Source organism: Devosia faecipullorum, assembly GCF_015158295.1.
Classification (GTDB): Bacteria; Pseudomonadota; Alphaproteobacteria; order Rhizobiales; family Devosiaceae; genus Devosia; species Devosia faecipullorum.
The window spans coordinates 450,220-467,500 of the sequence record NZ_JACDXV010000002.1 but is presented as its reverse complement, the minus strand read 5'-3'; the positions used below and the strand labels follow the sequence as shown (position 1 = coordinate 467,500).

Genomic DNA, 17,281 nt, shown 5'->3' with positions numbered 1-17,281 from the left:
GGCCGCGAGTTGAGCTTTGCCTGGTTGAGCGGCACGGTGATGACCGGCCTGACCAGCGTCCTGTTGATGGGCGCGGCGCTCTATGTCTCCTTTGAGGGTCAGGACACGTTTTCCACCGCCTATGCGGCGCTCAAGCTGGCCGCGCCCCGTATCGACCAGCCCTTCGTCACCGATCTGACCTCGAAATCCTCACGCCTGCGTCCCGTTGCGGCGACGCGCTCGGATCTCGAGATCATCGAAGCCGCCATCCGCCAGAATGTGGATGGGCGCGAAATCATCCGCAACCAGCCCTTTGTGCGCATCTCGGCGACGCTGGCGACCACCGCCACCACCCTTTCCGCCGACGTGCCCGCCTATGATCCGGTGGCCATTCTCAACAAGACCCAGCCGCTCAAGCCGGCGCTGCTCGATGTGGCCACCGATGTCTATGGCACCGATGTGGATGGCGAAGTGGCCGTCAGCCAGGCCGCGCTGCCGTTCGATTTCGAGCCTTCGCGGGTCATCTCCGATCAGGGCGCAGCCGAATTCGTGCGTGCCAATGCCGATTTTCCTGGCTTCGGCGACGGCCTTGGCCCGGCCATGGCCTATGCCTCGCTCGCGCCCAGCCTTGGCGATCTCGCCGACGGACCGGCTGGCGCGCCCGCCGGCATTGCCGAAAACGTCACCATGGTGCCCAAGACGACGACCGCCATGCAGGAAGGGCCGGGTCGCGCCGAGCGTTTCCTCACCGTGCGTGAATTGGGGCCGCTGGCCGATACTCTGGTGCGCAATGGTTTCACCCGCGCCCAGGTGGCGCTGGTCGAGGGGAGCCTCGCCAATCTGATTCCCGCTGGCGGCCTGCCCGAAGGCATAAGGCTGCGTATTCTTTATGGGCCGCTGTCCAGCGGCGCCAGCAGCCTCGTGCCCTATCGCATGTCGATCTACCGGCCCGAAGATGCGGAGGGCGACCGCCATATCGCCACCGTGGCCCTCTCCGACAATGGCCAGTATGTGGTCGGCCTGCAGCCGGATTGGGTGGATTTCCCGCAGGAAGACGTCGAGCAGATCAATGTCGGCAATCTGCCGAGCATTTATCGCTCCATCTGGGAAACCGGGCGCAAGCACGATCTCGATGACGAAACCATCGAGCGCATCATCGCCATGTTCGCCTATGATCTGGACATGACCAAGCGCATCGCCGCCGGCGATACGATCGAAATTCTCGAAACCGGCGAAACGCCAGAAACCGCCGCTGAACTGCTTTATGTCGGGCTGACCCTGGGCGGTGCCAGAAAGCAGTTCTACCGCTTTACCGCGCCGGATGGCTCGGTGGATTTCTTCGATCCCGATGGCGAGACCGGCAAGCGCTTCCTCAACCGCCGTCCGCTCGAAGGCGGGGGCACGCTGCGTTCGCGCTTCGGCTATCGCATCCATCCCATTTTCAAGACCAGGCGCCTGCATACCGGCGTCGATCTGGCCGCGCCGACCGGCACCCCCATCTATGCCGGCGGCGACGGGGTCATTTCCTATTACAAATGGCAGTCCGGCTACGGCAACAAGATCGAGATCCAGCACGTCAACGGCTATGAAACCGCCTATGGGCACCTGTCGCGTTTCGTCGATGGCCTGGGCGTCGGCAGCCAGGTGCGTCAGGGCCAATTGATCGGCTATGTCGGCTCGACCGGCCAATCGACCGGGCCGCACCTGCATTATGAAATCCTGATCAACGGCAATCTGGTCGATCCGCTCAGCGTCAAGCTGCCCAAGGACAATGTGCTGGCGCCGCAATATCGTGCCGAATTCGACCGCACCATTGCCCAGATCAACGAGCTTATGGCCCGCGAGCCCGCCCCGGTCAGCGTCGCCCTGGCCGATTGAGCCGCCCTATTCGGGTCGCGCCACATAGACCGCCAGTTCATTGCCGCCCGGCTCGCGGCAATGAAAGCGCCGCCCGCCGGGAAAGTCGAACTGTTCGCGGGTAATGACGCCGCCCGCAGCCTTCACCCGCGCTTCCGCCGCATCCAGATCATCGGTCTGCACCACCGCCATGGTCGCCGCCACCCGCTCGGCGCTCTGGTCGATACCGCCATCGATCCCCGCCTCGCCGATGGCGTCGTAATCGGGACCATAGGAGATCATGGTCCAGCCAAACGCCGCGCGGAAAAACCCATTGGTCCCTGCCCGGTCACTGGAAGGAAATTCGATATAATCGAGACGATCCGCCATGCCGGCCTCCGTTAATGTTCTTTGTTTGTTCTAAATCAGACAATCTCCCTTGGCAAGGCCAAAAAAAGGGGCCGGTCCAGCGACCGGCCCCTCGTTCATTTCCCGGCCGATAAAGGCGCGATGACTTAGGCGCCCCTGCCCGGAAGGAGCGTGATGCCATCGGCATCGGCGTCCACCACCACCAGCGAGCCGTCGCTGACCGCGCCCGACAGGATCTGCTCGGCCAGTTCGTCCTGCACTTCGCGCTGGATCACCCGCTTGAGCGGCCGCGCGCCATAGGCGGGGTCGTAGCCCTCATTGGCCAACCAGTCGCGGGCCGCCGGGGTCAGCTCGAGGCCGATATCGCGATCCTTGAGCAGGTTTTCGAGCCGGCCGAACTGGATATCGACGATTTCCCCCATATGCTCGCGCCCGAGCCGGTGGAACAGCAGAATTTCGTCGATCCGGTTGAGGAATTCGGGGCGGAACGTGGCCTTGACCATGTCCAGCACCTTGCCGCGGGCCAGATCGACCGGCTCGCCATCCTTGAGCTCGACCAGATATTCGGCCCCGATATTGGAGGTGAGGATGATGACGCTGTTGCGGAAATCCACCGTCCGGCCCTGTCCATCGGTCAGCCGGCCATCGTCGAGCACCTGGAGCAGCACGTTGAACACGTCCGGATGGGCCTTTTCGATCTCGTCGAACAGGATCACCTGATAGGGCCTTCGGCGCACCGCCTCGGTCAGCACTCCGCCTTCGTCATAGCCGACATAGCCCGGAGGCGCGCCGATCAGGCGGGCCACGGAATGCTTTTCCATGAATTCGCTCATGTCGAGCCGCACCATGGCAGTCTCGTCATCGAAGAGGAATTGTGCCAGCGCCTTGGTCAATTCGGTCTTGCCGACGCCAGTGGGGCCGAGGAACATGAACGAGCCGATGGGCCTGTTGGGATCCTGCAACCCGGCCCGCGAGCGACGCACCGCCTTGGCCACCGCCCGCACTGCCTCTTCTTGGCCGATGACGCGCGCGCCCAGCGAGGATTCCATATGCAGCAGCTTTTCGCGCTCACCTTCCATCATCCGGTCCACCGGAATGCCGGTCCAGCGGCTCACCACCTGGGCGATATCGCTCGGCTCGACGATTTCCCGTGCCATGACCGGGTCGGGCTTGCCCTCTCCATTGCCGGCATCGGCAGCGCCGAGCCGCTTTTCGAGATCGGGAATGACGCCATAGGCCAGCTCGCCCGCCTTGGCGAGATCGCCCTGGCGCTGCGCGATTTCGAGCTGGCTGCGCGCGGCGTCCAGTTCTTCCTTGAGCTTGGTCGAGCCCTGCAATCGCTCCTTTTCCGCCAGCCATTTGGCCGAAAGCACCTGCGCCTGCTCCTCGAGGCCCGACAATTCCTGCTCCAGCCGGCCCAACCTTGTCTTGGAGCCTTCGTCGTCTTCCTTCTTCAGCGCCTCGCGCTCGATCTTGAGTTGCATGATGCGCCGGTCCAGTTCGTCCAGCGCCTCGGGCTTGGAATCGACCGCCATGCGTAGGCGCGCCGCCGCCTCGTCCATGAGGTCGATGGCCTTGTCGGGCAGGAAGCGGTCGGTGATATAGCGGTTCGACAGCGTCGCCGCGCTCACCAGCGCCGCATCGGCGATGCGGATGCCGTGGTGCAGCTCATATTTTTCCTTGAGGCCGCGCAGGATCGAGATCGTATCCTCGACATTGGGCTCGGATACGAAAACCGGCTGGAAGCGCCTGGCGAGAGCGGGGTCTTTCTCCACATGCTTTCTATATTCGTCCAGCGTCGTCGCGCCCACGCAATGCAATTCACCCCGCGCCAAAGCGGGCTTGAGCAGATTGGACGCATCCATGGCGCCCTCGCTCTTGCCCGCGCCCACCAGGGTATGCATTTCGTCGATGAAGAGGATGATCTGCCCTTCGGCCGCCGTCACCTCGTTGAGCACGGCCTTCAGCCGCTCCTCGAATTCACCGCGATATTTCGCGCCGGCGATCAGCGCGCCCATATCGAGCGCCAGCAGGCTCTTGTTCTTGAGGCTTTCGGGCACGTCGCCATTGACGATGCGGATGGCCAGCCCCTCGGCAATGGCGGTCTTGCCGACGCCGGGTTCACCGATCAGCACCGGATTGTTCTTGGTGCGGCGGCTCAGCACCTGAATGGTGCGGCGGATTTCCTCATCGCGCCCGATCACCGGGTCGAGCCGGCCTTCGCGCACGTCCTGGGTCAGGTCGCGGGCATATTTCTTGAGTGCGTCATAGGCGTTTTCCGCCGAGGCCGAATCGGCGGTGCGGCCCTTGCGGATCGCTTCGATGGCGCTGTTGAGCCCCTGCGCCGTGACCCCGGACGAGGACAAGATCCTGCCCGCGTCATTGTCCTTTTCGATTGAGAGGGCCAGGAGCAGCCGCTCGACCGTCACGAAACTGTCGCCGGCCTTCTGCGCCGCCTGCTCGGCGGTGTCGAACACCTTGGCCAGTTCGCGCCCGAGATAAAGCTGGCCGGCATCGCCGCTGACCTTGGGAATCTTGTTGAGCGCCGCTTCCACGCCCGCCCGCGCCGCCTTGGGATCGCCCCCGGCGCGCTGGATCAGGCCATTGGCCATGCCCTCCTCGTCGTCGAGCAGCACCTTGAGCAGGTGGATGGGCGAAAACTGCTGATGGCCCTGCCCCAGCGCATAAGTCTGCGCACTCTGGATGAAGCCGCGCGCCCGCTCGGTATATTTCTCGATATTCATGCAACTCTCCTGAACTCGCCCGCCAGCCGGCCCATCAAGGCACCGGTCTGACGACGGAAGCGTCGTTTTTGGAATGTCCGCTATGGCCCATTCCCTTGCCCGATCATGTAGGCGCTCGGGCGCGGAACAAAAGGGGCGGCAAAGAAGAAAAGCCGACACGCGCGCGCCGGCCAATGGCGTCAACACATCGGATCAAAAAGTGTATTTGCGATTTTCGGATGATCCGATGCGCAGACAAAGGATCGTAGCGGTAAGAGAAAATTCCTTGCGGCTTGATGGTCAGCAGCGCCGGCAGCACAAAACAACGGCCGGCGCTCGGAAATCATTATCTCCGCCTCACGGCCCTTCTCTATTCACCCGCTCCTGGAACGATGGCAGCGGCCCAGAGACAGCAGAGCATTCAGATTTTCCCGAAACTCTCTCTTGCCTCTCTCTTCTCTTCACCCCCTTCATCTCCCCATCGTCATTGCCCGGCTCGTCCGGGCAATCCAAATCACCCATACATCGCGGCTCCCATGGACCATCCGGACAAGCCGGGTGGTGACGGCGCGGAGAGAGCCGACCCAGGCTCCAACGCCCTCGGTCTGACAATCGCCTCCTCCCCAACCCCACCAATCCCCTCACCCACCAGCCTCCCCCCATCGTCATTGCCCGGCTCGTCCGGGCAATCCATCTCCCTCCGCCCGCCCAAGGGCGGCCATAAAAAAACTGCCGGGCACAAGGGCCCGGCAGTGTCCATCTCGAAATTCTGTTCCCCTATTCGGCGGCATTGCCGGTGAGGAAGGCCGGCAGTTCCGGCACGTCCGGCTGCGGGGCATTGGCCGGGTCGCTTCCGGCTTCACCCGCCACGGGGCGGCGGCGGCGGGGACGGCGCTCGCGCGGCTTCCGGGCCGGCTGTTCGTCTTCGCTGGCCTCGACCGGCGCGGCTTCGCCGTCTTCGGCGGGCAGGGCCTGCACAATCGGGGCTTCACCGGCATCCGGCTCGCCTTCGCTGGTCGCGACCGGCTGATGGACAGGCTGCACCGGCTGGGGCGAAGCGAAGCGAGAATTGACGTCGGAGACGTCATCGTCGAAATCGCTGTCGTCGCTACCCTGTCCGTCACGCGGGCCATTCATGGCCTGCTGGGCGGAGGAGACGATGCGGAAATAATGCTCGGCGTGCTGGAGATAATTCTCCGCCATCACCGAATCGCCGGACGATTGGGCGTCGCGGGCCAATTGCAGATATTTTTCGGCGACATGGGCGGCATTGCCGCGCACCTTCACGTCCGGTCCGGTGCTTTCATAATTGCGCGACAGCGGATTGACATGTTTGCGTCCGCCGTTCCGGCCACGCTGCCGGTTCTTGTTCTGGTTAGGTCTCATAGGTCGCTTTGTCTAACTCTGGAAGTTAAGCGTCATATAAATGGCGCGCGCCGGGGAACATGCCCGATCTTGCCCCTGACCCCATTGGTGGAAAATGCGCACCATAAGGGGACTTGCACTGGCTTCATGAAGACCGATTGCCATCGGCGGCGACCTTCGGAACATCCGTCCCGTCTCCAACTCGCTCCGGCCCGTTGGAGCCGCGCTGCCCTTGGCAGCCTTTGCATATTAGATCGGGTGTGATCGCCGCGGCGCTCATGAAGCGCCATTGACAGCAAAAACAAAATATCCGGTTCGACAGGTTTTGACCAGCACAAAGTGCAGATCAGGGTCAGCTTACCGTATTTGCCGCTCCTATCTGGTGCGCTTGGATCACCCGGTCAAGGCCGTTGAGGTCTCTGTGAACGCGGATCTGGTCAAATCCATGCGCGGCGAACAGGGCCGCTACCGCCTCGCCCTGATCGAAGCCGATCTCCACCAGCACCTGCCCGCCGGGCTTGAGGAAACGTCCCGATTCGGCAGCGATGATCCGATAGGGCGCGATCCCGTCCGCCCCGCCATCGAGCGCCAGCCACGGATCGAAGCTTCTGACCTCGGGGCTCAGCGTCTCGATCACCGCGCTGGCGATATAGGGCGGATTGGAGACGATGAGGTCGAAACGTTCTTCCCGCGTCCCCAGCGCCGCAAACCAGTCGCCCTGAGCAAAGTCCAGCCGCCACAAGACCCCGTGGCGTTCGCCATTACGCTGCGCCATGGCGAGGGCGTCTGGATTGAGGTCGCTGGCCAAGGCGGTGGCATCGGGCCGATTGGCGAGGATGGCGATGGGGATGCAGCCGGTGCCGGTGCCCAGATCGAGGAAGCGCCCTCCCCCTGGCAAATCCTTTATCGCCAGATCGACCAGCAATTCGGTATCCGGTCGCGGCTCCAATGTCGCGCCATTGAGGCCGAAGGCCAGACCGTAAAATTCCTTCTCGCCGACGATCCGCGCCACCGATTCCCCGCTCATCCGTCGCTGGATCAGCGCAGCGACGCGAGATGTTAGCAATGTGTCAACCAATTCGTTTTCACGGATGGAAAGCGCCAGAAAATCGACACTTAAAGCGTGAGCGGTGAGGATTTTTGCGTCCAAAGCGGCAGTTTCGAAGCCGATCCGCGCCAGCACATCGCGCCAGCCGCGCCATAAAGCGCCGATGGTGGGCTCCTCGCTCAGTTGCTCTGCTCCATGGCCGCAAGCTGGGCCGCCTGGTTCTCGGTGATCAGCGCCTCGATCAATTCATCCAGCGCTTCGCCCGCTATCACCTTGTCCAGCTTGTATAAAGTGAGGTTTATCCGGTGATCGGTCACCCGTCCTTGCGGGAAATTATAGGTACGGATACGCTCGGACCGATCCCCTGATCCCACCTGACCCTTGCGCTCGGCCGAGCGGGCGCTATCCCGCTCCTCCCGCTGCAATTCATAAAGCCGGGACCGCAAGACAATCATCGCCTGGGCCCGGTTCTGATGCTGGCTTTTCATCGCCGAAGTCACCACCAGCCCGGTTGGAATATGGGTGATCCGCACCGCCGAATCGGTGGTGTTGACGTGCTGTCCGCCGGCACCGGAAGCGCGCATCGTATCGATGCGAATATCTTCATTTCTGATTTCAATATCAATGTCTTCGACCTCGGGCAGCACCGCCACCGTCGCCGCCGACGTGTGGATGCGGCCCGAGCCTTCGGTCGCCGGAACCCGCTGCACGCGATGCACGCCGGATTCGTATTTCATCCGCGCATAGACGCCCTTGCCCGAGATATTGGCGATGACTTCCTTAAAGCCCCCCATTTCGCCGGGACTTTCTTCCATCAGGCTGACCTTCCAGCCCCGCAGCGCCGCATAGCGTTCATACATGCGGAACAGGTCGCCCGCGAACAGCGCCGCCTCGTCGCCACCCGTACCGCCGCGGATTTCCAGGATGATGGATTTTTCGTCCGCCTCGTCCTTGGGCAGCAGCAGGATGCGGATCGACTGGGCCAGCCTCTCGATGGTTTCGTCGAGTTCCTCGATCTCGGCCTCGGCCATTTCCGCCATTTCCCTGTCGCCGCCTTTCAGCAGCGCTTCGGCTTCGGCCCGGTCTTTCAGGGCTTTCTTATAGGCGCCGATCTCCGCGACAATATCGCTGAGATCGGAATGTTCCTTGGAAAGCTTGGCGAATTCGTCCGGGCTGGCCCCACCCGATAGCGCCGCCTCGATATATTGAAAGCGCGTTTCGAGAGCGTCGAGCTTGTCCTGGGGCAGGCTGGGCATAGGCTGGTCTTTCAGGCTGGATCCCGGCAGCGAGCCGGGACGACAAGCGCGGATGTAAAGCCAGCACTGCCCAACATCAAGCGCGCAATGGCGCTTTATCCGATGGGCAGGTTCTGTCGCTCCACCCATTCGGTGAGCAGGGTGCGGATCGTATGGCCATTGGCGCCGGCGCCGAGGGCCTCCGCCACCGCCGCCTGAACCGGCTTCAATTCCAGGTTGAGGATCATTTCCTTGATCGGTCCGATCGAGGCCGGTCCCATGCTAAGCCGGGTCATGCCGATGGCCATCAAGGCGAGGGCTTCGATCGGCTTGCCGGCCAGTTCACCACACATGGTCACCGGCTTGCCGTGGCGCGCCGCCGCATCGACGACGAGGCGGATGGCGCGCAGACGGGGCAGCGCAATGGGGTCATAGGCCTTGGAAACCCGCGGATTGGCGCGGTCGGCGGCGGTCAGGAACTGCACCAGGTCATTGGAGCCGATAGAAACGAAATCGGCCTCGGGCATGATCTGGTCAAGCTCAAACAACAGCGAGGGCACTTCGATCATGGCGCCGATTTCTAGCTTTTCCGGCGCCTTGTGCCCGGCGCGCTTGAGCCGTTCGATTTCCTTGACGATAACCTGTTTGGTCTGCCTGAACTCGAAGGTCTCGGTGACCATCGGCACCAATATCCGCAGCGGCCGGCCATTGGCGGCCTGCAGCAACGCCCTGATCTGCGTGCGCAACAGGCCCGGCCGATCCAGCCCGAGCCGGATGGAGCGATAGCCCATGGCCGGATTTTCCTCCGCCGTGGACCGCAGATAGGGCAAGACCTTGTCGCCGCCAATGTCGAGCAGGCGGAAGACGATCGGCCTGTCGCCGGCAATCGCCAGCGCCTCGGCATAGAGTTCGGCCTGCTCCTTGAGACGCGGCAGGCGGCTGGCGATCATGAATTGCAATTCGGTGCGGAACAGGCCCACCCCTGTCGCGCCGGTATCGTCGAGCATGGGCAGGTCGGCGACCAGACCCGAATTGTGCAACAGCGTGATCTCGACGCCATCCCGGGTAACGCTCGGCCGGTTCTTGAGCGCGGCGTAATGCGCACGGCGCCGCGCCGAAATGCGGACCTTGTCGATATAGGTCTGCTCGACCTCCCGGGTCGGGCGCAGATGCACCTGGCCGGCGCTGCCGTCGATGATGATGTCGTCGCCGCTCTCGCACATGGAGACGATCGATTGCGCCTGCCCGACGGCGACCACGCCCAGCGAACGGGCGACGATGGCCACATGGGCCGTCGCCCCGCCTTCCTCCAGCACCACGCCGCGCAGCTTGGTGCGGTCGTATTCGAGCAATTCGGCCGGCCCCATATTGCGGGCCACCAGAATGGCATTATCCGGCAGGTCGCGCTGTGCCGGCTGATTGCTATTGGTCAGAACGCGCAACAGCCGATTGGCCAGGTCGTCGAGATCGTGCAGCCGGTCGCGGATATAGGGATCGGTCTGGCGCAGCATGCGGGCCCGCGTGTCGTTCTGCACGCGCTCGACTGCCGCTTCCGCCGAGAGACCATTGCCGATCGCCTCCGTCAGCCGGTTCACCCAGCCCCGGTCATTGGCGAACATGCGATAGGTTTCAAGGATTTCCCGATGATCGGAGGAGGGCTGCATATCGCCATGGTCGAGCATGGCGTCGATGGAAACCCGCATGGTTTCGAGCGCCGCATCCAGACGCAGCTTTTCCGCATCCGTATCTTCTGCGATGAAATTGGTCACCACGACCCGCGGGTCGTGGAGCACCACTTTTCCCAGCGCTATGCCATCGGTGAAGCTGACGCCATTGAACATGCGAGACCGCCTGAGGTCGATCTCCGACCCCGGCCGGATGAGATTGACGAAGTCGCTGGTGGCAACCATCTCGGCCAGAATTGTGGCCGTGGTCAGCATGGCCTCGGCTTCGTCTTCGCCGTAATGGCGATGGTCGGCATTCTGCACGACCAGAACGCCCAGTGTCTGCCCGGCTCGCAGCACCGGCACGCCCAGGAAGGAATTGTATTTTTCTTCGCCCGTTTCCGGCCGATAGGCAAAGGCCGGATGGCTGGGCGCGTCATCCAGACTCAACGGCTCCGCCTCGGCGGCAATGAGCCCGACCAAGCCTTCGCCCAGTCGCAACGTCGTCAGGTGAACCGATTCGGCCTTGAGGCCATGGGTGGCGAAAAGTTCGAGTGCGCCGTCGTCGCGCAGCACATAGAAGGAGCAGACATCGGCCCGCATGTTTTCGGCGATGAGGTCGACAATCTTGTCGAGCCGCGCCTGCGAAGCCAGCGGCTCCGCCATCACCTCACGCAATTGCCGCAGCAGCACCCTTGGGCCGCCTATGGTCGTGACCATCGCCTCTTTAAGGCAACCCGCAAGCCGCCCCCCTCATATCAGGACGCGGCCCAGTTTCCCTCCAGCGGGATCAGCCGTCCTGTCTGTCCAAACCGTAATAGGTGTGCAGAGCCCGAACCGCAAGCTCGGCATATTCTTCATCGATCAATACCGAGGTCTTGATTTCTGAAGTGGTGATCAGCTGGATATTGATGCCCTTGTCGGCAAGAGCCTTGAACATCGAGGAGGCAACACCGGCATGGCTGCGCATGCCCACGCCCACCACCGACACCTTGGCGCCGCCCTTGGAGCCCGACAGCCGGGCATATTCAAAGCGCCCGCCATTATCCTCCAACGCCTTGACCGCCTTGTCATATTCGCTGTCCGGCACGGTGAAGGTGATGTCGGTCGTGGCGCCATCATCGGCAATGTTCTGCACGATCATGTCCACAATGATGCCTTTGTCGGCCAGGGTGCCGAAAATGGCGGCGGCGACGCCGGGATTGTCCTTGACCTTGCGCAGCGTGATCTTGGCCTCGGCCTTGGCGAGCGTCACGCCCGAAACGATCTGCTTTTCCATGATCTCATCCTCATCGCAAACAAGTGTGCCCGGGGCGCCGGGCGTGCCATCGGGGGCAATCTGGGGAGCGTCCGGATCGTCGAAGCTGGATCGCACGGTCAGGCGCACCTTATGCGCCATCGCCATCTCGACGGCACGGATCATCAGCACCTTGGCGCCGAGCGAGGCCATTTCCAGCATTTCCTCGAAGGAAATCTTGGTCATCCGCTGCGCCTTGGGCACGATGCGCGGATCGGTCGTATAGACGCCGTCCACATCGGTATAAATGTCGCAACGATCGGCTTTGACCGCCGCCGCCACCGCTACCGCCGACGTGTCCGAACCGCCTCGGCCCAGCGTGGTGACGCGATTGTGCGGAGAAATGCCCTGGAAACCGGTGATCACCGGCACCCAGCCATTTTTCAGCCGTTCATCGAGTTCGGTCGGGTCGATCTCAGCAATGCGCGCAGCGCCGTGGGAATCGTCGGTGCGGATCGGCACCTGCCAGCCGGAATAGGAACGTGACTGGATACCCATCTCGCTGAGCACGATAGCCATGAGGCCGGCCGTCACCTGCTCGCCCGAAGCGACCACGGCGTCATATTCACGCGCATCGTGGAATTTTGAGGCGTCGTTGACCCAGCCCACCAATTCATTGGTCTTGCCGCTCATTGCCGAAACCACGACGGCGACCTCATTGCCCGCCTCGACCTCGCGCTTGATATGGCGCGCGGCATTGCGGATGCGCTCGACATTGGCGACGGATGTGCCACCGAATTTGACGACGATACGGGCCACTTGGCTTCCCCGCTGATCCGCCGAACCCGGCGGTACGCTGCATATGGCGGGGGAAATGCCACAAAGGCGGGGCGCAATCAATGGGCATCAAGGCCACACCCGCATTCGCGGGGTGACTGCATGGCTCGTTGGTTCCATTGTCGGGAAACCCGGGAGGACATTCATGCTGCGCCAGATCTTGCTTGCCCTTGCCTTTTTCGCCTTCGGGCATGGTTCAACCCTGGCCCAGGACGCCGAGGAACAAGCATTCGTCACCTACCAGACGGCGCGCGCCATCGATAACAAGTGCCATTTCCTGCGTTATTTCGAGGCTCTCGAAGCCGGCGGCATCGAGACCGACCTGCTTCGGCCCCTCTGGTTTTCTAGTGCCTATGACGCTGGCAAGATCGATGCGGAGCAGTATCTGGCCGCCTTCAATAAACTGGCCGATATGGGCAAGGCCGTCGCCGCCGGCATCAACTGCGCCGACCAGCAGGCCGCCGCGCCCCATATCCTGGCGCTGCGCGACCAGATCGCCTACCGGCTCTATTCCGACATCATGATCGCCTTCGAGGACAAGGGTCTGAGCGACGAACGGAAACAGGCTGGCCATGCCTATGAAGCCATGATCGCCCCGCTCTACGGCGAGCACTGGCCAGCCTTTCTCGCACAGGCCCAACGCTTCGCCCAGGCCAAGGTGGATGATGCGCGCAGCGAGGACGCCGAAAGCGCACTCGCCTTTGGCCTCTTCGACTTCGGCGACATGTATGAAGAGGAGTTGGAGGCCTACGGCATCGGCGGCGACGACTTCTACGTCCAGTCCCTGATCAGTGGCATGGCGGGGACACTCGACAGCATACTCTTCGACATGAAAGCGGAGGCTGCCGGCTACCGGGCCCGCATGGAGCGCTCGCCAGCGGACGAATCGGCGTTCTTCACCACCCTGGCCGATGCCAGCGGCGCCCGCGTCTATGATCTTCTAGGCACGCCCGCCCGCTACGAGCTCTATGAGCAAACCGGCGAGGTCTATCTCGTCTTCGCCGCCACCCAGGACAGGCAGATGCGCATCCTGACCTGGGGAGAAGATGCCCCAGTCCTCCTGGCCGATGGTTCGGTGACGCTGCTGATCAATCCCAAGCCGCTGCCCCCGGCACAAAAGAGCGATTACGCCTATATGCGCAGCCAGCAATGGTGGGGCGACGCCATCCCGTTCCGGGCCCAGCGCCTCGATGAACCTTGCCTCGGTGCCCCCTGCTTCGGCCTGCCCCCCGAAGCTATGGAAGCCATTCTCAAGGGATCGCCCGACCAGCCCTTCCGCTTCTACATTTCCAGCGCCCTCGACACGGTCCATGCCGATCCGGAGGACTTGCGCACCCATACCGGCTATACTTACGCCCTTTACCGCTGGCAGGCGCTCAAGGCTGCGGAAGCGCAATAGATTGCGACATGGCGCGCCTTGCTCCAGCCATGCCCTCCGGGTCATATGGGCGACAAATGGAGCCCGCCATGACCGCCACCACCGTCAACGACGCTGAGATCGCCAAGTTCACCGCCATGGCGGAGGAATGGTGGGATCCCAAGGGCAAGTTCAAGCCCTTGCATAAGTTCAACCCGGTGCGGCTGAGCTATATCCGCGACCACTTGATCCGCCATTTCGTGCGGGATACCAATTCCATCCGGCCCTTCGAAGGTCTTACCATCCTCGATGTCGGCTGCGGCGGCGGGCTGCTTTGCGAACCGCTGACCCGGCTGGGGGCCAGGCTCATCGGCATCGACGCCGCCGAGCGCAATATCGCCATAGCCCGCATCCATGCCGAACAATCGGGCCTCGACATCGATTATCGCGTCACCACCAGCGAGGCATTGGCCGCAGCGGGCGAGCGCTTCGACGTGGTGCTCAACATGGAGGTGGTGGAACATGTCGATGACGTGCACTTCTATATGAAAAGCTGCGCCGATCTGGTTGCTCCGGGCGGACTGATGTTCACCGCCACGCTCAACCGCACGGCACGCTCCTGGGCCCTGGCGGTGATCGGCGCCGAATATGTGCTGCGCTGGCTGCCCCGCGGCACCCATGACTGGAACAAATTCCTCACACCCGAAGAGATCGGCGCGCAATTGAAGCGCAATGGCCTCAAGATAATCGATCAATCCGGCGTGGTCTTCCATCCGCTGGCCGACGAATGGCGGCTCTCCGCGGACATGGCGATCAACTACATGGTTTTGGCCGAAAGAGCGCGCGCCTGACCTGGGCATGACAGGCGCTGGTTTGCGACGCGGACAAGCTACGCCGGACGCAAGCCGATTCTGCTTTGTAAGTGCTGCCGCCCGTTCGCCGCCATGCACGTCAAGATAGCCGTACCGTACGTTACGGTACGGAAATTTCTTGCCGCTGGGCAGGAATGGGTCTAAACAGGATCAAAGACCAAATCCGGCCCCACCGGACCCATTCCGAGGATCAACCATGCCCGCCTATCGTTCCCGCACCACCACCCATGGCCGCAACATGGCCGGCGCCCGCGGGCTCTGGCGCGCCACCGGCATGAAGGACGATGATTTCGGCAAGCCGATCATCGCCGTGGTCAATTCCTTCACCCAGTTCGTTCCCGGTCACGTGCATTTGAAAGACCTTGGCCAATTGGTCGCCCGCGAGATCGAAAAGGCAGGCGGCGTCGCCAAGGAATTCAACACCATAGCGGTGGATGACGGCATCGCCATGGGCCATGACGGCATGCTCTATTCCCTGCCCAGCCGCGATATCATCGCGGACTCTGTCGAATATATGGTCAACGCCCATTGCGCCGACGCCATGGTCTGCATCTCCAATTGCGACAAGATCACCCCCGGCATGCTCAACGCCGCCATGCGGCTCAATATCCCCGTGGTTTTCGTCTCGGGCGGTCCGATGGAAGCGGGCAAGGCCATGGTCAAGGGCCAATTGCAGGCGCTCGATCTGGTCGATGCCATGGTGATGGCCGCCGACGATCACTATAGCGATGCGGAAGTCGAACTGGTCGAGCAGAATGCCTGCCCCACCTGTGGCTCATGCTCGGGCATGTTCACCGCCAATTCCATGAATTGCCTCACCGAGGCGCTGGGCCTCAGCCTGCCCGGCAACGGCTCAACCCTTGCCACCCATTCGGACCGCAAACGGCTGTTCCAGGAGGCCGGCCACCTGATCGTCGATCTGGCCCGCCGCTATTACGAGCAGGATGACGAAACCGCGCTGCCGCGCTCCATCGCCACCAAGGCCGCGTTCGAAAATGCCATGGCGCTCGACATCTCCATGGGCGGCTCGACCAATACCGTGCTGCACATTCTTGCCGCCGCCCATGAGGGTGAGGTCGACTTCACCATGGACGACATCGACGCTCTGTCGCGCCGCGTTCCGGTGCTTTCCAAGGTCGCGCCGGCCAAGAATGACGTGCATATGGAAGACGTGCACCGCGCTGGCGGCATCATGGCCATTCTGGGCCAGCTCGACCGCGCTAATTTGATCAACCGCAACGAGCCGACCATCCACGCCCCCACGATGGGCGATGCGCTCGACAAGTGGGATATTTCGCGGACCAATTCGGACAGCGTGCGCCAATTCTACATGGCCGCGCCCGGTGGCGTTCGCACCACCGAGGCCTTTTCCCAGTCCAATCGCTGGGCCGAGTTGGACCTCGACCGCAATAATGGCGTCATCCGCTCGGCGGAAAACCCCTTCTCCAAGGATGGCGGCCTCGCCGTGCTCAAGGGCAATATCGCGCTCGAGGGCTGTATCGTCAAAACCGCGGGTGTGGATGAATCGATCCTGAAATTCACCGGCCCGGCCCGCGTTTTCGAGAGCCAGGACGCGACGGTCAAGGCGATCCTTTCCAACGAGATCAAGCCCGGCGACGTGGTCGTCATCCGCTATGAAGGCCCGCGCGGCGGCCCCGGCATGCAGGAAATGCTTTACCCCACCAGCTATCTCAAGTCGAAGGGCCTCGGCAAATCCTGCGCCCTGCTGACCGATGGCCGCTTCTCCGGCGGCACCTCGGGGCTCTCCATCGGCCATGCTTCGCCCGAAGCGGCCGAAGGCGGCGCCATCGGGCTGGTGCGCGAAGGCGACATCATCGAAATCGACATCCCCAACCGCACCGTCAATGTTCTGGTCAATGATGCCGAACTGGCGGCACGCCGCGCCGAGCAGGACAAGCTCGGCTGGAAGCCGGCCCAGAAGCGCAAGCGCAAGGTCACGACGGCACTCAAGGCCTATGCCGCTTTCGTCACCTCGGCCGCCAAGGGCGCGGTCCGCGACACCGAAGCCATCAACAAGCTGATGGATTGAGGCCAGACATTTCTTCCCGCGCCGCGACATTCGCGTGACAAGCGGCGCGGCGGCATGTAGAGCAAACCCAGCCATCCAGCGGCCTGCCAAGGCTTGCTGGATTGGTCAGGCTCGATAGCGGGGATTCCACCCTCCCTATCGGGCCGACCCAATCTCCAAAAATCTCGAAATCAAGGAGACGTCCGTGCCGATCGCTGGCCTGCTATCGCCAGAACATTGTCCCGTCACGGTGCCTTAATTGTCCTCACCCAGATCGGGCAGGGGCAGAAAACTGACGCCGTCTTCGATCAGGCCGGCCACTTCGTCGCGGCTGGCCTCGCCATAAATGCCGCGCGGATCAGCTTCCTCGAAATGGATTTTCCGCGCCTCTTCGGCGAAACGGTCGCCGACATAATCGGCCTTCTGCATCACCGCCTTGCGGTATTGCCGCAGCATGTCCCGGAATTTCGCCGCATCGGGCTGGCCCGCCGCCAGCGGCAGGCGCGCCGTGTCTGTACGGGCAACATTGGGCGCCATCGGCGCCTTTTCGACATGACCATCCCCACATTGCGCACAGGTGACGATGCCGCGCGCCTGCTGTTCGTCGTAGGCTGCGGCGTTCTTGAACCAGGCATCGAAGCGATGCCCCTGCGCACATTGAAGCGAATATTGGATCATCAATCTTGTCGTTTCACGCCGGAACCGGACCGGCTTTCTATCCGAACCATAT

Annotated in this window: 12 protein-coding genes (1 of these 12 cut by a window edge); 4 read left to right on the top strand and 8 right to left on the bottom strand. The window is 62.6% G+C overall.

The features are described from left to right. Positions 1–1,857 carry the 3' portion of a M23 family metallopeptidase gene (locus H0482_RS07965; protein ID WP_193729507.1) on the top strand. Its footprint begins 105 nt before the window's first position, so only the last 1,857 of its 1,962 coding nucleotides appear in the window; its start codon lies off the left edge, out of view; its stop codon occupies positions 1,855–1,857. A 6-nt stretch (positions 1,858–1,863) separates the two neighbouring features. Here the strand turns inward: H0482_RS07965 and H0482_RS07960 are convergent, their stop codons facing one another. The 7 genes from H0482_RS07960 to H0482_RS07930 form a co-directional block, all read right to left on the bottom strand. Next, positions 1,864–2,205, bottom strand: a complete 342-nt coding sequence (locus tag H0482_RS07960) for a VOC family protein (RefSeq protein ID WP_193729506.1) — start codon at positions 2,203–2,205, stop codon at positions 1,864–1,866. Positions 2,206–2,330: 125 nt separating this feature from the next. Then, entirely contained in the window at positions 2,331–4,928 is a 2,598-nt protein-coding gene (gene clpB / locus H0482_RS07955) for an ATP-dependent chaperone ClpB (RefSeq protein ID WP_193729505.1), read from the bottom strand. A gap of 756 nt (positions 4,929–5,684) precedes the next feature. Beyond that, the gene (locus tag H0482_RS07950) at positions 5,685–6,293 is read right to left on the bottom strand and encodes a DUF4167 domain-containing protein (protein WP_193729504.1); all 609 of its coding nucleotides are present in this window, start codon (positions 6,291–6,293) and stop codon (positions 5,685–5,687) included. A 331-nt stretch (positions 6,294–6,624) separates the two neighbouring features. Continuing rightward, positions 6,625–7,485, bottom strand: coding sequence for a peptide chain release factor N(5)-glutamine methyltransferase (gene prmC / locus H0482_RS07945; RefSeq protein ID WP_330998248.1), 861 nt, complete (start codon positions 7,483–7,485; stop codon positions 6,625–6,627). A 14-nt stretch (positions 7,486–7,499) separates the two neighbouring features. Further along, positions 7,500–8,576 (bottom strand): peptide chain release factor 1, encoded by a 1,077-nt coding sequence (prfA, locus tag H0482_RS07940; protein WP_193729502.1) that lies wholly within the window; start codon positions 8,574–8,576, stop codon positions 7,500–7,502. Between the two features lie 95 nt (positions 8,577–8,671). After that, positions 8,672–10,939 carry a phosphoenolpyruvate--protein phosphotransferase gene (gene ptsP, locus H0482_RS07935; protein WP_193729501.1) on the bottom strand — a complete coding sequence of 756 codons (2,268 nt, stop codon included), beginning with the start codon at positions 10,937–10,939 and terminating at the stop codon, positions 8,672–8,674. Between the two features lie 70 nt (positions 10,940–11,009). Then, a complete protein-coding gene (locus tag H0482_RS07930) occupies positions 11,010–12,275 on the bottom strand; it encodes an aspartate kinase (protein WP_193729500.1) in 1,266 nt (421 codons plus the stop codon). 163 nt (positions 12,276–12,438) lie between these two features. On the opposite strand from H0482_RS07930, the gene H0482_RS07925 reads away from it, so the two are divergent. The 3 genes from H0482_RS07925 to ilvD all read left to right on the top strand — a co-directional run bounded on the left by H0482_RS07925 (position 12,439) and on the right by ilvD (position 16,572). Further along, positions 12,439–13,692: a hypothetical protein gene (locus H0482_RS07925; RefSeq protein ID WP_193729499.1), complete on the top strand. Its 1,254-nt coding sequence runs from the start codon at positions 12,439–12,441 to the stop codon at positions 13,690–13,692. A 68-nt stretch (positions 13,693–13,760) separates the two neighbouring features. Next, positions 13,761–14,501, top strand: a complete 741-nt coding sequence (ubiG, locus tag H0482_RS07920; RefSeq protein WP_193729498.1) for a bifunctional 2-polyprenyl-6-hydroxyphenol methylase/3-demethylubiquinol 3-O-methyltransferase UbiG — start codon at positions 13,761–13,763, stop codon at positions 14,499–14,501. Positions 14,502–14,718: 217 nt separating this feature from the next. Then, entirely contained in the window at positions 14,719–16,572 is a 1,854-nt protein-coding gene (ilvD, locus tag H0482_RS07915) for a dihydroxy-acid dehydratase (protein ID WP_193729497.1), read from the top strand. 234 nt (positions 16,573–16,806) lie between these two features. Here the strand turns inward: ilvD and H0482_RS07910 are convergent, their stop codons facing one another. Then, entirely contained in the window at positions 16,807–17,229 is a 423-nt protein-coding gene (locus H0482_RS07910) for a DUF1178 family protein (RefSeq protein WP_193729496.1), read from the bottom strand. Between the last annotated feature and the right edge of the window lie 52 nt (positions 17,230–17,281).

What these genes read in the sequence shown, in the direction of transcription:
- H0482_RS07950 (WP_193729504.1), bottom strand. Translation starts at nt 6,293, where the DNA reads ATGAGACCTAACCAGAACAAGAACCGGCAGCGTGGCCGGAACGGCGGA.
- clpB (WP_193729505.1), bottom strand. Translation starts at nt 4,928, where the DNA reads ATGAATATCGAGAAATATACCGAGCGGGCGCGCGGCTTCATCCAGAGT.
- H0482_RS07910 (WP_193729496.1), bottom strand. Translation starts at nt 17,229, where the DNA reads ATGATCCAATATTCGCTTCAATGTGCGCAGGGGCATCGCTTCGATGCC.
- H0482_RS07960 (WP_193729506.1), bottom strand. Translation starts at nt 2,205, where the DNA reads ATGGCGGATCGTCTCGATTATATCGAATTTCCTTCCAGTGACCGGGCA.
- ptsP (WP_193729501.1), bottom strand. Translation starts at nt 10,939, where the DNA reads ATGGTCACGACCATAGGCGGCCCAAGGGTGCTGCTGCGGCAATTGCGT.
- ubiG (WP_193729498.1), top strand. Translation starts at nt 13,761, where the DNA reads ATGACCGCCACCACCGTCAACGACGCTGAGATCGCCAAGTTCACCGCC.
- prfA (WP_193729502.1), bottom strand. Translation starts at nt 8,576, where the DNA reads ATGCCCAGCCTGCCCCAGGACAAGCTCGACGCTCTCGAAACGCGCTTT.
- ilvD (WP_193729497.1), top strand. Translation starts at nt 14,719, where the DNA reads ATGCCCGCCTATCGTTCCCGCACCACCACCCATGGCCGCAACATGGCC.
- H0482_RS07925 (WP_193729499.1), top strand. Translation starts at nt 12,439, where the DNA reads ATGCTGCGCCAGATCTTGCTTGCCCTTGCCTTTTTCGCCTTCGGGCAT.